Below are 14,887 nucleotides of genomic sequence, written 5' to 3'. Positions count from 1 at the left end.
CTGCAGTCCGAGCAAGGCCGGCCACCTCTGCAAGGCCATCGCCGTCCTCCAGAACCACCGCGTTGCTCAGGCCGCCTGAGGATGAAAAAGGGTCACTGGGCCCGTTCTCGCCCACCTTGAAATAGACACGGTCGCCCTCCCGGAAGACAGCTTGAAACTCAGCCTCCCCGATCTCCAGCGTTCGGTTTGTTGAGTCGTCTTCAGACCCGGTTGTCCGGGCGACCTGCTCCATCTCGGCGAATGAATGCACGACGCGTTGCTCTTCGCCGTACCCGCAGGACGTTAGGGATGCCAGTACGACGCAGGCGACCAGTATTCTCACGTCTTGATTGTCCCGTCTCAGGAGGGGCCCGGCGACGGGAGTTGTTGTTCCGTATCAGAAGCCGAAAATGCGGTCCATTGCCACAGCGCCTCCTTGGAGGATAGGGCGGACCTGCCGTCCTGCTGTGACCGTCAAGCTCTTTTAGTACTACGCTGCGTACTTTTTCTACGCCCCCACTCGTTCGGCCAGCTCCCCCAGCTCAGCCGAGGCAGGATCCTGCATCGACAGCAGGTCAGAGACCTCGATGGCGGCAGTTGCTTGGTGCGAGAGGTCTCTTTCCAGCAGGTGAACGGACACGACGAGGAGAAAGGCATGAGCCGAGAGGTCCTCGGAGACCAGGTGGCGACACTGGCGAAAAGGGAGAGAGCAGGAGGAGGGAGGAGCAGGTGGGGAAGGTCGGTTGGGGGGAAGATCTTGGGGCGCTGCCCCAAACCTCGGGATCTCCGGATCTGGGAAGCTCGCAGATCAGCAGCCCGGATGCTTTAGGGATGGCTTAGGTGGGGGCTGATCGTCCCGCCCGCGATCAACCCGGGCAAGGCAGCAGACCAGCTCCTCCAGGTCAAGCCCACCTGTGTCGGCAGGGCAACCAGCGCGCGAGGAAGGCCACCGGGAGCATGGACACGCGAAGCCGGGCTTGCCCCTCCGTCACCGGCCCGCTGCCCTTCCGGGGGGCGATAGCGGACGGGAAGATCAGGGCAATGGAACACGCGCGGAGATCACGCCTACCCCTGCAACCTTGGCGAGACACGGATAAGCGAACAGGCCCGAAATCGAATTAAGCATTCCGGTTACGCGGGACGTTCAGAGCCATCCGTGCTTCCTGTATGAATTGGTCAATTAAGTCGCGCCGTGCCTTCAGCGCATCTCGGATTTGTATTGTTATTTCTTGCGCCTCTTCAGGGTGGCGAGTCAAGTCGAATAGCATAAGGCTCACCAGTTCGGCGTCCTTGAGTGTGAGCCTGTTGGTTGCTGCTAAGAGTGCGTCGTCCGTCAAATGGTGAAGCTCGATTTCGCGCTTCGCACGCCAGAGGCGGTCAAATGCCTGGAGCAGTCCGGCACGTTCATCCGTAGCGAGTGGCGGAATTACTTCATCAAGACCTACTGTTCGACTAGTTACCGCCTGCCCAGGCGGCGGGTCACGCAAGTCCCGGATCACACAACGGTACAGTTCATCGTCAGCCTGGACGAGCTTGAGGTACGACGCCCTTCGGTCCCGCTGCCAACGCCTCAGGTCGTCGCGCAGCCAGTTACCCTGCTGAAGTAGTGATTGCCGCCAGGCGCCAACAAGCACCCCGATCACAACGCCAACAAGACCGACAACGGCTGGCACTAACTGCATCCAAATGACAACCACCTCCGGGTCCTTGATAAGGAAGAGGTCGGGGCTCATCCAGGGCACACGAGCCGTGAAAAGCCCTGCGAAACGTTGACAACCAGCGGAAGCCGCAGCAGCAGGTCAACGACGCGATCCCAGAAGCCGCCCAGGTCAGCGCCCGCCTGCCATCAGATCTACGACATCTGCTCATCGCCTACTGCACTACAGCAGAGAAGTACAGCAACACTGTCTCACAGCATCCCATCCCGACGGCCTTCATCTACTGCTTGAGCAGGGCGAGGAGCCCTCTACCTCGTGACTGGCTCCCGTTTGCAAGCAGGGAGTTTGGAGTTCGAATCTCCTAGGCTCCACTCACATAAAAGCCCAGGTCAGATGTCTGGGTTTTGATCTTTAGTGAGGCTGGTTTCGGGGTCGCGGGACGAACATGTCCGTACGTCAGGCGTGGTAGTTCCGCTCGGGCAGTCGCAGCCAGATATCGGGTGGGCCGGTGATCGGCCGGGCGTCGAGCAGGCGCAGGTCTGCACCGGCGCAGCAAAACGCTACAGGGTGGTTGCGGTAGAGGTAGGCGGCAAGAATCTTTTCGGCATAGGTGTCAGGGGGGATGGTGTAGGCGCTGTGTGGCTCCCAGCTTAAGATCGTTCCGTCTCGGGCGATGTATCCGCTTCTGCCGCCTTTGGGATTGGCGTACATGCTGTAGCAGACTGTGCCCGGCGAGACGCGCTTGACGACGTCGGGAGTGGACGGGGTGTATCCCCAAGGTTAGGTGATGACGCAGCCGCCGGGCACGTCGATGATGCCGACGATCATGGCGGCGTCCGGGTTGTTCCACCAGGCCTCGTAAAGGGCGTCGATGTTCACGTCGTCGGCCGGTGTGGCTTCCAGGTGCGCTGCCGCCTGGCCTGCGCTGACGTCGGCTACGCAGGCCAGGCTCAGGCCGTCGTCATAGAAGTCTCCCAGCGCGGGGATCAGACATTTGGCTTCCGCCGCGGTGGTGGCCTCGGCCTCGGAGAGACCGATCTCCGGTGACGGGATGGGGAAGAGGTCTGGAGTGGGGCCGCCCAGGCTGAGGCGGCCGGGGGGACCAGCCGCCCATCATGAGGCGCCACGGGTCCGCTCCAGCGGAGACGAGGGCTCGGGCGTTGTCTACACGGCCTTCGAAGACGGCCATCCAGAGCGCGGTACGGCCTCGATGCTCGGCGTCGACACGTTGACGCGCATGGCCAGTTCGGCGACCACTTCAGGCGATCCCCGCTCAGCCGCGACGTGCAGCGGCTTCCCAAAGAGGCGCACGCCGGAGTTGGGGTCAGCACCCGCGGCGAGCCGGGCACGGATAACGTCGAGGTCTGTCCACTCGTTCCACGATCCACCATCCGACATCGTCGGTAGCAGCCATGGCACTCCTTGAACAACGCAGGGACACGCGAGTTACTTGCCTCTCCGGGCCGGTCTCGCCCGACCGCCCCGCCGCCCAATCGGCCACAGGCACCGCGACGCAAGCAGAGCGATCCGGAGCAGCAGCCGAGCACGCCGAGCACGCCATGACAACCGAACGCACGACGCTGGCCAAAGTGGGCCTGGTGGCGGTGTAGAGCCGGCGCATAAGTACCCGGCCCTCTGGTAGGTGGCAGCGAGCCATCGGGGGGTGTGATGTCCGTCGCGCCTCAAGCCGTCCGCGCCCAAGAGGTCGGTGACCTTGCTCACACGAGTCCCCGATGGCTTATTTAGTAATCGGTACCGTATCGTTTACTAAGTGACTGACACTGTACTCATCACAGGAGCCGGCCCCACGGGGCTCGCCCTGGCCATTCATCTGGCACTGCACGACGTCCCCGTTCGCCTCATCGACGCCGCCAGCGGCCCCGCCACCACTTCCCGGGCTCTTGGCCTGCAACCACGCGGTGTGGAGGTCCTGGAACGGATCGGCGCGCTCGGCGACCTGCCGGAACGCTCCCAGTCCTCCCTCAACATGTCCTACAACGAAGGATCGCGCACCGTGCTGCGCCTCCACGTCGGCCAGGCCGTTGCGGACCAGCCGAAACAGGCGCTGCTGATCTCGCAGGCCGAAGTCGAAGGTGCGTTGCGGCAGCGGCTGGCCGAACTAGGCGGCACCGTGGAGTGGGGGACCCGGCTGGTGGCAGCCCAACAGGAGGCCATGAGCGTCACCGTCACCGTCCAGACAGCCGACGGCGCCGAGCAACAGATCGAGGGCCATTGGTTAATCGGCTGCGACGGTGCGCACAGCACGGTACGCAAACTCGCCGGAATCGGCTTTCCCGGCCGCAAACTCCTAGAACGCCTGCTCATGGTCGACGTACGGGCTCAGTGGCCATTCGACAAGAACGGCAGCACGACCTGGATGGAGTCCGGGCACATGCTTTCGGTCACCGCGCTGCCGGACGACACCTGGCGGGTCTTCACCGAGCCATCGCCAGACCTGCCCGACCAGCTGTCCGAAGGCGAGATCACCGATCGGGTGCTGAGCGAGTTCTCCCACCGCAGCGGCGTCAGCCTCGACACGGTCGCCGAAATCCGCTGGGCCTCCGAGTTCCGGATCCACCGCCGACTCGCCGACGCCTATCGCCACGGTCGGATCCTGCTGGCGGGCGATGCCGCGCACATCCAGAGCCCCACCGGCGGACAGGGGCAGAACACCGGACTGGGCGATGCGGAAAACCTCGCCTGGAAGTTGGTACTGGTCGCCCGCGGCCGCGCCGACCAGCGACTCCTCGACACCTACGAAGGCGAGCGGCGCCCACTGGCCCGCAACGTCCTGCGCGCCACCAGCGCCGCAGTCGACATCATGTTGCCCCACAACCCGTGGAAACGTCTGGTCCGCGACAAGCTGGTCCTGCCGGCCGTCCGCCTGCCCGCCGTACAGCGTCGACTGTGGCTGGCCGCCTCCCAACTCGGCATCAACTACCGGGGCGGGCCGCTCGCCCCCACCTCGCACCGGTGGCTGCCCGGCCTGCATCCAGGCGACCGGATGCCCGACCTCACCTGCCGACGCCTCGACGGCAGTCAGACCACACTCCACGCCGCGATCTCTGGACGCTGGGTAGTGGTCGCCGCCGACCCACACATCGCCGACCGCCACGCTCAGGCCGCCGCCGCACAACTGGGCACAGACATGGTCACCGCGCTCACCCCGGTTGAGTCCAACTCGCACGACGTGGTGCTGATCCGCCCCGACGGGCACATCGGTTGGCGCGGCCGTCCGGCACCCGACAAACTGACCGCATGGCTGAACCAGGTGCTGTGGCCGGCGTAGAACGCCATGGCCGCCCACGCGATCCGGAAAACGACGCCGCCATCCTGGACGCGGCGTTGGACCTGCTGATCGAACGCGGCGCGGCGGGCACCAGCATCGAAGCGGTCGCCCAACGCGCCGGCGTGGCGAAACTGACCGTCTACCGGCGCTGGCGAGCCAAAGAGGACCTGCTGATGGCCGCCCTGGAGCGTGCCCGCAATCCCGACATGGAGGCGGCCCCGGCCGGGCAGTCCATCGACGAGCTGGTCGTGTCCATCGCCGAGCTCCTCAGCCGCCCCCGCTTCCGCGCGCTGATGGCGCGAGTCATCGGTGCCTCCGTGGATTACCCGCAACTGGTAACCGCCTACACGAGGCGCTACCTCCAGCCGCGGCTGGAGGCCCTGGCGCAGATCGCGCAGCAGGCCATCGACGCCGGCCGCTTCCCACCGGGCACCGATCCGAGCGTCATCCAGGACATCCTCGCCAGCTCCGTCGGATTCGTCCTTCTCCAGCATGAGCAGGACATGACCGCAGCACAGGTTGAGCACCGACTGCAGGTCCTCCTGCGCCACATCGGATACCAGCCTTGATTCGCCCAGGCCTGGCTTTCGGTCCTGTGGTTACAGTCATGTGGTTGGGTTTGCGATCGGTGAGCACAGCCCGTTCACCGTCCGCTTCGACAGGTGCCGGCGCTTCCCTGACGTGCTCTACCTGGCGCCGACGCCCGACCAGCCGTTTCGCACGCTGACTGAGGCCGTTGCGGCGCGGTGGCCCGAAGCGCCGCCCTACGGTGGACAGTTCGCGGAGATCATCCCGCACCTGACCGTCGCCCACGACCAGCAGGCCCACGTTTACGACGAGGTGGAAGCCGCACTGACCGCAGGGCCGCCAGTCACCGCCAACGTCGCGTCGGTCAGTCTCTTCGTCAGTGACGGCGACCGCTGGCACCAACACGCCGTGTTCCCCCTCTGCGGGTGATCTGCCCCGTGCCATGAGGCCCTTGAGACCCTTCTGCCGGCTCGGCGGGCCGTCGGGGCGGCACGAGCCCGCAGCTCGGTGTTCAATCAGCCACCGGCGCCGGTGTCGGCGTCCGGCACGTGTTCTGTCCTGGGTTTGTCCGGCACGACGACGAGGCTGATGACGTGACGTATGCGGTCGCCATCCCTAGCTTGGCCGACCCGTGCGAGGACCGCGCTCTCGATCTCCTCGATCATCGCGGCGAATTCTTCTTCGGTCAGCCACACAGCCGCCTGCCGGTAGACCACGCCGTCCGAGGTGGGATCGGCATCCTCGTGGGCCAGATAGCGGTCGAAATCCGTCAGCAACGATGCCGCGAACGTGGTGTACGCCCGTAGGTGGTCCTCCCGCGTCATAGCCCTCCGCGCGGCGGGGTCGACCACTGCCTGCTCCGGGCATACCCGGTAGCTGCGCTCCACCGTGCCGCGCACCCGTTTCTCGTCCACCACCTCCAGCACGCCCGCGTCGGCCAGTACGGCGATGTGCCGGTACATCGTCGCCGGTGCGATGTCGGGTAGCCGGTCGCGCAACTGTGCGGTGGTCAGCGGATCAGCGTCGAACAGCGCTTGCAGGATGCGCATCCGGACGGGATGCAGGAGAAGGTCTGCGGTTGCCATGGACCAATATTCTCACTTACGATAATGTTCTCAAAGTCGAGAACAACGAGAGGCGGGACATGTGGGATGTCGATATGACAGCCACCGCGGACGATGGACTGTCCCTGGTCGGCACCCTAACCCTGCCCGCGGGTCCCGGCTCGCACCCGGCCGTCCTGCTGCTGCGTCAGCCGATCTGCTCGCGCAGGTGGCCGGCTGGCTCGCCCTCCGGCTCCAGGGGCGTCCAGGGGATTCGCCCCGTAGAGCGGACGGATTCTCCCTGACGGGATGGAAGAGTCACTAATGCCACCATTCCAGTAGGTCGGGTGTCGACTGGGTGCTACGTCTGGTCAACGTATTCATTTTCGTTGCTCTCGGGGCTCGCGGCCGGCCGTATCATTCCGCCTGTTCCGCCGCTGATCGTCGAGAATTCTTCAATTGCAGTTTCCGCTCGTCCCGTGCGGAAGGAATCAGGAATTCCTTCATGCGATACCCGTGGAAGGAAGAAGGCATGACCATCTCAACTCCTGTTCGCCAGAAGAGCGGCCTTGCCGCTTTTTGGGCGGTCACATTCACGACGAGCTGGGCTCTCTGGCTTGTTGCGATCAAACTCGGTGGATCGCCGATGAGTTTCCCCACCGTCATTCCCTACGTGTTAGGCGGCTTCGGTCCGGTGATCGGCGCGATCGTGGTCCGAGCGGGACGCGCTCGCCGCCGTCAGCCCGCTCCTGCTCATACGGTGAGACTTCGGCTGAGCGCGCGACTGCTCTGGGTGCTGCCTCTGCTGGTGATGGCATCGGCAACGGTGCTGGTAGCCGCGTTGCTCGCGTACCTCGTGGGTGGTCCTGCGGTGAGTTCAACGGCGGGGCAGAGTCTGATCGCGGCCGTCGGCGGACCTGTACCGTTCGTCGTCAGCATGCTGATCGCTGGTCCGTTGGCCGAAGAGCCCGGCTGGCGTGGCACGGCATATCCACGCCTGCGTGCGTCGATGAGCCGCCTGCGGGCCGGCCTGCTGCTGGGTGTCGTCTGGGCGGTATGGCATCTGCCGCTGTTCTTCGTCCACGGGACTGTCCAGGCGGCATTCGGTCTTATCAGCTGGGGTGGGCTGCTGTTCACGATCAGCGTCCTTCCGATGGCGCTGCTGACCGGTTACGCCTATGAGCGTGCTGGGGTTGCGGCGGCAATCGCGGTGCACTTCGGCGTCAACGCGACAATGGCGCTGTTGGGCGTCAGCTCGCCCATGACGCAGGCATTCATCGTGGCGGTGCAGGTCATTGTCGCGATCACGCTGCTTGCCTGGCAGCGCGATCGCCGGGCGGACCTGCCGGTTCATGCGGACCCCCAACCCACGCCAGGTCGTCACTAACTCGACGTCCTCACCGCCCAAGCCGCAGACCTGCCCTGTCCTCGTAATGAAGGGGTCTCGGGTTCGAATCCCGAAGGCGGTTCCAGGTCAGAAGCGAGGTCGCGGAGGGCTTCTGCGAGACGGTCGTTCCCGTCTCGTCTGTTGTCGAAGATCTCTCGTAGGGCATCATGACGCGATGAGCGTGCGCTACGACGATGTGATCGGCCCCCTTCGAACGGCGTACGAGGGTAGTGCCAAGCGGCGGGATGTCAGCGGCAAGGCTCCGTGGAAGTTGGCAGAGCGTGAAGCGTTCCTGAACCGGCTGAAGCGTCAGGGTTGCAGGCGGGTGCTGGAGATCGGCGCTGGAACGGGCCAGGACAGTGCGTACTTTCAGGAGAACGGTCTGGAAGTTGTTGCCGTTGATCTGTCGCCTGCCATGGTGGCTCTCTGCCGGGAGAAGGGCATCGAGGCTCGTGCCATGGACTTTCTGAGTCTCGATTTCGCGCCCGGCTCGTTCGACGCGGTGTACGCGCTGAACTGCTTGCTGCATGTGCCCAACAGTGACCTTCCGGCGGTCCTGGATGCGATCTACGCGCTGACGCTGCAGCGTCCCCGTACGCGGGCCAATCGTTGACGGCCTGCTCGACTGTGGCGTCGCCCTTTGCGATGGTGAGGCCGTCCTCGTAGTCGCGCAGGACCTCCTTGAGCTACCGCCCCCGCTTCACCACGCGCAAGGCTGGCGGGAGGGCGATTTGCAGGAGCCTATTGCCCGAGTTCCGGGCGTGCCTTTATAGAGTCCCGGGCAACGTCATCAGTATGAAGGCTGAAATGCGGATAAAGACCATTATCGACGTCATTTTCGTCGGCTCTGCGCTGCTCGCGGCCGCGGCCTGCGGGAGCGCCGATACTCAGTCCAGTGCTGTCAAGGCGGCGCCCGCGCAGCGCGCGGTCGTCCCTCTCATGTCAACGCCGGGGCCGTCGGCTGACCCCGGCGGCGACCCCGGCCAGGAATCCGGCGACATGGCGAGCCTCGAGAAGGCGATCGCCGCGGCCATGAACGCCGTCAAGGGCTCCACGGTCCTCTCGGTCCAGTCGGAGAACGGCGGCCAGATCTGGGAGGTCCAGCTGGCCGGGTCCGACGGCACAGAGCGGCTGCTCGAAGTAGACGAGTCAGGAAAGGTGGTCTCAGGACCCAGGGTCAAGGACACCGGCAAAGGGGAGAAGGACCGGGTCATGGGCATCATCAAGGACGCCGAGCTCACCTTCAAGGACGCGGTGGAGAAGGTGTCCTCCGCGGTGCACGGCAAGATCACTCATATGAGCCTGGACAGGTACAACAAGAACGATCTCCTCGTCTGGGATGTCGATGTCGCCACCCCGGACGGCAGCTGGCAGGGGGCCAAGGTCGACGCCAAGACCGGCACCGTGACCAAGAACGGGTAGAAGGGCGGAACTCGAGCTCGCTGCTGTGATCTGCGGGTAGACGTCCATGGTCACTAGGCTTGGGCTGGCTTGCAGCGTACGGCCGTAGTGTCGCCGCGCAGGGTGCACCATCCGGCCGCGTGCGGGATGAGCAGCGTGTCTCCGGCCTTGACCGGGGCCGGCGGGCCTTGTTCGCTCGTGATGATCCCGTCGCCGGCGGTGACGGTGACGACGGAGTACGCCGGCTCCAGCACGCTGACGGGATCGGGACGCAGCCTCTCGGCCGCGAAGAACTCGTCGGCGAACTCGGCGAAGAGGCGGTGGACCCCAGGCCGGTCGTCGCTCGCCGAGCCGCGGGCCCGGCGTAGCTCGATCAGCCGTTCCGCGCCCAAGCCGCTGCTGTCGACGCAGCCGAGCGCCTGGTCGTAGCCGAGCCCCAGATGCCCGTTGGCCGGGCCGTCGATGGCGAAGCCCTCCCACTCGAGCAGCACGGAGAAGTCGGTCGGCTCCTGCACCTCGACCATGAGGATCCCGGCCCCGACGGCGTGCGGCAGACCCGCGGGGCACACGATGGCGTCGCCGGCCCGCACCGGCACGCGGTTCGTGGCGTCGAGCATCTGGTCGATCCGCTGGTCCGCGACCCAGCGGGCCAGCTCGTCCGGCTCGACGTCCCGGGCGAAGCCGAGGTGCACCGCCGCCTCCGGCTCGGCCGAGACGATCACCCAGGCCTCGGTCTTCCCATAGGGCGAGGCCAGATGGGCGGCGGCGAATCGCCGATCGGGGTGTACGTGCAGTGGTAGCCGTTCCCCCGCGTCCAGCAGCTTCACCAGGATCGCGGGGTCGGCGCCATGCTCCGCGACGTGCCGTTCCCCCAGCCACCACAGGGGATCGCCGGCGATCGCCTCGGTGAGGGACCGGCCGTCGGGCAGCGTGGTCAGTCCCGCGGGCGCCGCCCCGTACCGGCTGGTGGTCGAGGCGATCCAGTCCTCCGGATAGTAGGGATCACCGGCGGATGGGATCCCGCGGAACCGGCTGATGCGTCCGGCGCCGCGGTAGAACGAACGCGGGGTGTTCGCGGGCAGGGGGTAGATGGTCATGCATGTTCTCCCAGGTCAGGCGTGCCAGGTGCGGTACCACTCGGCGGGCAGTTCCTTGACCACCTCGTCGAGTGGCCGGGCCGGGGTGTAGGAACGGCCGTACCGTCGTGTCACGGTGTTGAGCTCCTCAAGCCGCGCCTTGGCCTCCGCGATGGCCTGGTCGCGGGCCTCGGCGTCGTGGGTGGACACGGCGTCGCGCCAGATCGACCGGCCGGCGAGGTAGCCGGCGGCGCCGGCCTGGCACGCGATCTCGAGCTGCGTCCTGAAGTCGGTATATCCCACCCCGGCGGACAGGATCACCCACGGCACGCTCACCATCGAGTCCAGCTCCGCGCAGGCGGCGGCCGCCTGCTCGCGTCCTTCTGCCGTGCCGACGTAGCCGGGGAACTCCACCTTGAGCATGTCGACACCGAGTCTGTTGGCGGCCGCGGCGGAGGCGATGATGCCGCGCACCCGGGCGGCCTTCCATTCGGCTGTGGTCGGGTCCTCGCCCGGCAGCGGGTACCAGAGCGGCTCGACCACCAGGGGGAGGCTGAGTTCGGCGCACTCGGCGGCGAGGTCGGCCACGAGCTGCCGCTGCTGCTCGGCGACGGCTGGATCGCCGTCGGGGCGGTAGAACCACAGCAACTTGCACATGTCGGCGCCGGCCATCTTGATCCGGTTGACATCCCAGTTCTCGCGCAGCCGGGTACGGCGCGGGCCGTCCGGGTGCCGGTAGTCCTCGTCCTCGATGCTCGACATCAGCCCGATGGTCCCCGGCACCGCGCCGGAGGCCACGAGATGGCCGAGGGCGTACAGCGGGTCGAGCAGTACGGCCGAGATCGACGGGGCCATGGCGCGGACCACCGCGTCCTTGGCGGTGACGACATCGGCGAAGGTGACGGTCGCCGGGTCGGGGGCGAGCAGTTCGGCGAAGTCGGACAGGTGGTCGAGGGCGCAGATCAGGAAGAATCCGTCGGCGCTGGTGACTCGCTGCAGGCCACGGACCTTGCCGGGGTCGATGAGCGGTTTCATGGAGTGTCTCCAGATGGATAGGCGAGGTAGGTCAGAGTTGACCGGTAGGCAGTCGGCGAGCATCACCCCCGTGACGGATGTGTCGTCGAGGCCGGTCGTGGCGGCGGAACGACTCGCGGCCAGGTCTGGGCGGTGTGATCCATGTCGGGCACGCCGTTGAGCCCGGGGCCGAGTCCCGCACCCGTGGTCTGGGCCAGTGCGGGGACGCGTCCCCCACCCGTGGTCTGGGCCAGTGCGGGGACGAGGGTGGCGAACACGTCGTCCCGCTCGATGCCGTCTTCGGCGAGCCGGACGATGATCCGGCTGGTCCGGCGTACGGTGCCCGCGTGTCAGCGGGTGTCCGCCGCGTACTCGAGGATGGAGTGGGGCGGCTTGGCCGGGGCGCCACGAGCGGCCGCGCCGGCCACGGGCCGTACCGTACCGTGGCCACCGCGCCGAGGGCGGTGCCGAGCTGCGGGACTGTGCGCCGACTGATAGGTCGGGAATCGCTGGATGTCATCGCTACTCCTCGGACGCAGGAGACCGAACACGGTGCTTCGGGGGGATGACGTGATGCGTATTCCTGCTGTATTCAGCTAGGCAGGTTCGCTGATATTTGCGATAATATGCTTGGTTTCAAAGGGGAGTCAACGAAAAAATCGCAAAAACCTGGAACTAACCGCAACTAGCCGCATTCTCGGGAGTGGATCATGCAAGACACGGCACTGCCCGGCCAGCGTCGCGCCGAACTCGTGAGGCATGTTCGCGAACGCGGTCACGCCACGGTCGCCGAGTTGGCAGAACGATTCGCCGTGTCGATGGACACCATCCGTCGCGACCTCGACCACCTCGCGGAGCGCGGGCTGATCGCCCGTACCCACGGTGGCGCGATGCACACGGACGAACTGGCCACGGCCGACACTCCCTTCGACAGCCGCGCGGCCGTGCACCACCCGGCCAAGCAGGCCATCGGCATCGCCGCGGCGCAGCTCATCGCCAGCGGCGAGACCCTGATCGTCAACGGCGGCACGACCACGCTCGCGGTGGCCCGGGCGCTCGCCGGCAAGCGCGACCTCACAGTGGTCACGAACAATCTGCGCCTGCCGGCCGAGATCCCGCAGGAAGCCGTACGCGACCTCTATGTCATCGGCGGTAGCTGCCGCGTCGCGTCAAATGTCACCATCGGGCCGGTGGCGTTCGCCGACACCGCGGGCATCAGCGCCGACACCGCCGTGATCGGTGTCGGCGGCATCTCGACCAGCGGCGGACTCTCCACCAGCAACCTGCACGAGGCCCAGATGATGCGCCAGATGATCGACGCCGGCACGCGGGTCATCGTCGTGGCCGACTCGTCGAAGTTCGGCAGAAGCGCGTTCGTGCACATCTGCGGGCTCGACCGGGTATCGGTCCTGGTCACCGACGCGTCGCCGCCCGAGGACCTCGCCGCGGCGTTGAAGGACGCCGGGGTGGAACTGGTCACGGTGGACTGAGGCGTCCTACGCCGGTGTCTGATGAAGGAGAACCACGCGCCAGCCCTCGCCCACCCGCCGATATGCCGTCGTCGCATACCAGGAAGACGTCTCGTCTCCCGTGGTGCTGGTCAGTTTGTAGGTGATCAGCGCGCCGCCGTCGCCGAGCAATTTGACAGTGGGATCGTGTAGCCGGTTACGTCGGTCTGGATTGCCCTTTCCCTTGGCGTACATATCGAGCACCTGATCCCTGGAGACCACGCCGTAACTACCCATGGCGACGAAATCGCCGGCGCAGTACTCCTTGAAAAACGTCTCGTCGTAGGCCGCGTCGGCGTCCAGCATCCGTTGTTCGATTTCCAGCAGTGTTGTTTCGATCTCGCTCATCCCTGCGAACCTTTCTGGGAAGCACCTGGCGGGCATTGCCGACGCTAGCCGCTGTACCTGACATCCCCTGGCAGGTACGTGCGGTGTCAGGGCCTATTATTTAGGCGAGCGTCTAATCAAGGGCTGGAGGAGTCGCCGGTGGAGTGCTGTGCGCCGATCGTTCGCGAGCCGCTGTCCGAGCCGGATACGGCCGAGTTGGTGGTGCTGCTCAAGGCGGTCGCCGATCCGGTGCGGCTGCGGTTGCTGTCGATGATCGGGTCCCACGCGGGCGGCGAGGCGTGCGTGTGCGATCTGACCGATGCCTTCGAGTTGACCGCCCCGACCATCTCCCACCACCTGAAGGTGCTGCGGACCGCTGGGCTGATCGATGGGGAGCGGCGCGGGACCTGGGTGTACTACCGGATCGTTCCGGAGGTCGTGGCGCGGCTCGGCGAGTTGTTCAGTCCCCTGAGCAGACCGAAGGCCCCGTCAGAGATCTGACGGGGCCTTCGGCTGACGAGTGCGTACCGGTGTGCGTGTCGCCTCTCGGCGAAAGGCGCAACGCGGCTCCAGCCGAACGGTATTCCGCGAAGGCGATAGGTGAGGCCCGGGGACACTGGGCACACCGGCCACGAATGATGTAACCGTCGTCAGGCGCCGGATGTTCCCGGGGCCAGCAATTCGATGGAGCGCAGCCAGGCTGTCCTGTCGGGGGCCGCGGAGACGACGATCAGCTCGTCGGCCTGGGCCTGCTTGGCGAAGCGGTCGAGGTAGTCCCGCACCTCGGCGGCGGTTCCGATGGCGGAGTACTTGGCCATCTGCAGGATCTGCTGCCCGGCGGGCGAGGCCAGGACGAGGTCGGCCTCCTCCTGGGTGAACGTCTGGCCGCGGCCGAGGAACCGGCTCACCCGGGTGCGCTTCATGGCCAGGAACTGCGCCTCCGCCTCGTCCGTGGTGTCCGCCGCGATGACGTTGACACCGGCGATGACGTACGGCTGCGCCAACTGCTCGGACGGCTGGAACTCGCGCCGGTAGAGCGCGACGGCGTCCTCCAGCGCGGCCGGGGCGAAGTGGGAGGCGAAGGCGTACGGGAGACCGAGGGTGGCGGCGAGCTTGGCGCCGAACAGGGACGAGCCGAGGATGTAGAGCGGCACGTCGGTGCCCTTGCCCGGGGTCGCGTCCACGCCCGGGATGCGGGACTGGCCCGTCAGGTAGCCCTGGAGTTCCAGGACGTCCTGCGGGAAGTCGTCGGAGGAGGCCGGGTTGCGGCGCATGGCCCGCATGGTCTGCTGGTCGCTGCCCGGCGCCCGGCCGAGGCCGAGGTCGATGCGCCCCGGATGCAGGGTTTCGAGCGTGCCGAACTGTTCGGCGATGGTCAGCGGGGCGTGGTTGGGCAGCATGATGCCGCCGGCCCCGAGACGGATCGTTTGGGTCTGTGCGGCCACGTGGGCTATGAGGACACTGGTGGCGGAGGAGGCGATGGAGGGCATGTTGTGGTGCTCGGCGTACCAGATCCGTTGGTAGCCCCACTCCTCCGCACGCTGCGCCAGGGTCACGCTGGCGCGGAAGCTGTCGCCCGCCGTCTCCCCTTCGCCGATGTGTGCAAGGTCAAGGATGGAGAGCGGAAGAGCCATGAGACGTGCAACCGCGAACCCGTCCTGGTTATTTCGGAAACCG

Annotated in this window: 17 protein-coding genes; 8 read left to right on the top strand and 9 right to left on the bottom strand. The window is 66.3% G+C overall.

All coding sequences use genetic code 11. The annotated features are described in order from the left end of the window. The 4 genes from AB0F17_RS12940 to AB0F17_RS12925 all read right to left on the bottom strand — a co-directional run. A partial coding sequence (locus tag AB0F17_RS12940) for a hypothetical protein (protein ID WP_358020839.1) occupies positions 1-322 on the bottom strand: 322 nt, incomplete at its 3' end. Between the two features lie 775 nt (positions 323-1,097). Then, positions 1,098-1,712 (bottom strand): hypothetical protein, encoded by a 615-nt coding sequence (locus AB0F17_RS12935; protein WP_358020836.1) that lies wholly within the window; start codon positions 1,710-1,712, stop codon positions 1,098-1,100. A gap of 381 nt (positions 1,713-2,093) precedes the next feature. After that, positions 2,094-2,348, bottom strand: coding sequence for a hypothetical protein (locus tag AB0F17_RS12930; RefSeq protein WP_358020833.1), 255 nt, complete (start codon positions 2,346-2,348; stop codon positions 2,094-2,096). 250 nt (positions 2,349-2,598) lie between these two features. Further along, on the bottom strand, positions 2,599-2,826 hold the full coding sequence (locus AB0F17_RS12925; protein WP_358020830.1) for a hypothetical protein: 228 nt from the start codon (positions 2,824-2,826) through the stop codon (positions 2,599-2,601). 582 nt (positions 2,827-3,408) lie between these two features. Between AB0F17_RS12925 and AB0F17_RS12920 the strand changes: the two genes are divergently transcribed. The 3 genes from AB0F17_RS12920 to AB0F17_RS12910 are packed head-to-tail and all read left to right on the top strand — an operon-like array spanning position 3,409 to position 5,883. Continuing rightward, positions 3,409-4,926, top strand: coding sequence for an FAD-dependent monooxygenase (locus tag AB0F17_RS12920; protein WP_358020827.1), 1,518 nt, complete (start codon positions 3,409-3,411; stop codon positions 4,924-4,926). Continuing rightward, entirely contained in the window at positions 4,896-5,495 is a 600-nt protein-coding gene (locus AB0F17_RS12915; protein ID WP_358020824.1) for a TetR/AcrR family transcriptional regulator, read from the top strand. The genes AB0F17_RS12920 and AB0F17_RS12915 overlap by 31 nt, the downstream gene beginning before the upstream one ends. 40 nt (positions 5,496-5,535) lie before the next feature. After that, on the top strand, positions 5,536-5,883 hold the full coding sequence (locus AB0F17_RS12910) for a 2'-5' RNA ligase family protein (RefSeq protein WP_358020821.1): 348 nt from the start codon (positions 5,536-5,538) through the stop codon (positions 5,881-5,883). 86 nt (positions 5,884-5,969) lie between these two features. Here the strand turns inward: AB0F17_RS12910 and AB0F17_RS12905 are convergent, their stop codons facing one another. Next, positions 5,970-6,539 (bottom strand): helix-turn-helix domain-containing protein, encoded by a 570-nt coding sequence (locus AB0F17_RS12905; protein ID WP_358020818.1) that lies wholly within the window; start codon positions 6,537-6,539, stop codon positions 5,970-5,972. Positions 6,540-7,029: 490 nt separating this feature from the next. Between AB0F17_RS12905 and AB0F17_RS12900 the strand changes: the two genes are divergently transcribed. The 3 genes from AB0F17_RS12900 to AB0F17_RS12890 all read left to right on the top strand — a co-directional run bounded on the left by AB0F17_RS12900 (position 7,030) and on the right by AB0F17_RS12890 (position 9,306). Beyond that, a complete protein-coding gene (locus AB0F17_RS12900; RefSeq protein WP_358020815.1) occupies positions 7,030-7,884 on the top strand; it encodes a type II CAAX endopeptidase family protein in 855 nt (284 codons plus the stop codon). 175 nt (positions 7,885-8,059) lie between these two features. Continuing rightward, complete coding sequence (locus AB0F17_RS12895; RefSeq protein ID WP_358020812.1) at positions 8,060-8,497, top strand: class I SAM-dependent methyltransferase; 438 nt, start codon at positions 8,060-8,062, stop codon at positions 8,495-8,497. 182 nt (positions 8,498-8,679) lie between these two features. Then, the gene (locus AB0F17_RS12890; RefSeq protein ID WP_358020809.1) at positions 8,680-9,306 is read left to right on the top strand and encodes a PepSY domain-containing protein; all 627 of its coding nucleotides are present in this window, start codon (positions 8,680-8,682) and stop codon (positions 9,304-9,306) included. Positions 9,307-9,359: 53 nt separating this feature from the next. On the opposite strand, the gene AB0F17_RS12885 is transcribed toward AB0F17_RS12890, so the two are convergent. Then, positions 9,360-10,382: a class I mannose-6-phosphate isomerase gene (locus tag AB0F17_RS12885; RefSeq protein ID WP_358020806.1), complete on the bottom strand. Its 1,023-nt coding sequence runs from the start codon at positions 10,380-10,382 to the stop codon at positions 9,360-9,362. 15 nt (positions 10,383-10,397) lie between these two features. Next, on the bottom strand, positions 10,398-11,396 hold the full coding sequence (locus tag AB0F17_RS12880; protein WP_358020803.1) for a tagatose 1,6-diphosphate aldolase: 999 nt from the start codon (positions 11,394-11,396) through the stop codon (positions 10,398-10,400). Positions 11,397-12,085: 689 nt separating this feature from the next. Between AB0F17_RS12880 and AB0F17_RS12875 the strand changes: the two genes are divergently transcribed. Continuing rightward, the gene (locus tag AB0F17_RS12875; RefSeq protein ID WP_358020800.1) at positions 12,086-12,865 is read left to right on the top strand and encodes a DeoR/GlpR family DNA-binding transcription regulator; all 780 of its coding nucleotides are present in this window, start codon (positions 12,086-12,088) and stop codon (positions 12,863-12,865) included. Positions 12,866-12,871: 6 nt separating this feature from the next. Here AB0F17_RS12875 and AB0F17_RS12870 read toward each other — a convergent pair whose 3' ends face one another. Continuing rightward, a complete protein-coding gene (locus tag AB0F17_RS12870; RefSeq protein WP_358020797.1) occupies positions 12,872-13,231 on the bottom strand; it encodes a nuclear transport factor 2 family protein in 360 nt (119 codons plus the stop codon). 138 nt (positions 13,232-13,369) lie between these two features. On the opposite strand from AB0F17_RS12870, the gene AB0F17_RS12865 reads away from it, so the two are divergent. Further along, the gene (locus tag AB0F17_RS12865; protein ID WP_358020794.1) at positions 13,370-13,711 is read left to right on the top strand and encodes a metalloregulator ArsR/SmtB family transcription factor; all 342 of its coding nucleotides are present in this window, start codon (positions 13,370-13,372) and stop codon (positions 13,709-13,711) included. Positions 13,712-13,860: 149 nt separating this feature from the next. Here AB0F17_RS12865 and AB0F17_RS12860 read toward each other — a convergent pair whose 3' ends face one another. Continuing rightward, positions 13,861-14,844 (bottom strand): LLM class flavin-dependent oxidoreductase, encoded by a 984-nt coding sequence (locus AB0F17_RS12860; RefSeq protein ID WP_358020791.1) that lies wholly within the window; start codon positions 14,842-14,844, stop codon positions 13,861-13,863. Between the last annotated feature and the right edge of the window lie 43 nt (positions 14,845-14,887).

The organism is Nonomuraea sp. NPDC026600, assembly GCF_040638335.1.
GTDB lineage: Bacteria > Actinomycetota > Actinomycetes > Streptosporangiales > Streptosporangiaceae > Nonomuraea.
This window is presented reverse-complemented; position numbering and strand designations above follow the sequence as displayed.

What these genes read in the sequence shown, in the direction of transcription:
- AB0F17_RS12900 (WP_358020815.1), top strand. Translation starts at nt 7,030, where the DNA reads ATGACCATCTCAACTCCTGTTCGCCAGAAGAGCGGCCTTGCCGCTTTT.
- AB0F17_RS12880 (WP_358020803.1), bottom strand. Translation starts at nt 11,396, where the DNA reads ATGAAACCGCTCATCGACCCCGGCAAGGTCCGTGGCCTGCAGCGAGTC.
- AB0F17_RS12915 (WP_358020824.1), top strand. Translation starts at nt 4,896, where the DNA reads ATGGCTGAACCAGGTGCTGTGGCCGGCGTAGAACGCCATGGCCGCCCA.
- AB0F17_RS12870 (WP_358020797.1), bottom strand. Translation starts at nt 13,231, where the DNA reads ATGAGCGAGATCGAAACAACACTGCTGGAAATCGAACAACGGATGCTG.
- AB0F17_RS12860 (WP_358020791.1), bottom strand. Translation starts at nt 14,844, where the DNA reads ATGGCTCTTCCGCTCTCCATCCTTGACCTTGCACACATCGGCGAAGGG.
- AB0F17_RS12895 (WP_358020812.1), top strand. Translation starts at nt 8,060, where the DNA reads ATGAGCGTGCGCTACGACGATGTGATCGGCCCCCTTCGAACGGCGTAC.
- AB0F17_RS12930 (WP_358020833.1), bottom strand. Translation starts at nt 2,348, where the DNA reads ATGTACGCCAATCCCAAAGGCGGCAGAAGCGGATACATCGCCCGAGAC.
- AB0F17_RS12935 (WP_358020836.1), bottom strand. Translation starts at nt 1,712, where the DNA reads ATGAGCCCCGACCTCTTCCTTATCAAGGACCCGGAGGTGGTTGTCATT.
- AB0F17_RS12885 (WP_358020806.1), bottom strand. Translation starts at nt 10,382, where the DNA reads ATGACCATCTACCCCCTGCCCGCGAACACCCCGCGTTCGTTCTACCGC.
- AB0F17_RS12925 (WP_358020830.1), bottom strand. Translation starts at nt 2,826, where the DNA reads ATGGCCGTCTTCGAAGGCCGTGTAGACAACGCCCGAGCCCTCGTCTCC.
- AB0F17_RS12905 (WP_358020818.1), bottom strand. Translation starts at nt 6,539, where the DNA reads ATGGCAACCGCAGACCTTCTCCTGCATCCCGTCCGGATGCGCATCCTG.
- AB0F17_RS12875 (WP_358020800.1), top strand. Translation starts at nt 12,086, where the DNA reads ATGCAAGACACGGCACTGCCCGGCCAGCGTCGCGCCGAACTCGTGAGG.
- AB0F17_RS12890 (WP_358020809.1), top strand. Translation starts at nt 8,680, where the DNA reads ATGAAGGCTGAAATGCGGATAAAGACCATTATCGACGTCATTTTCGTC.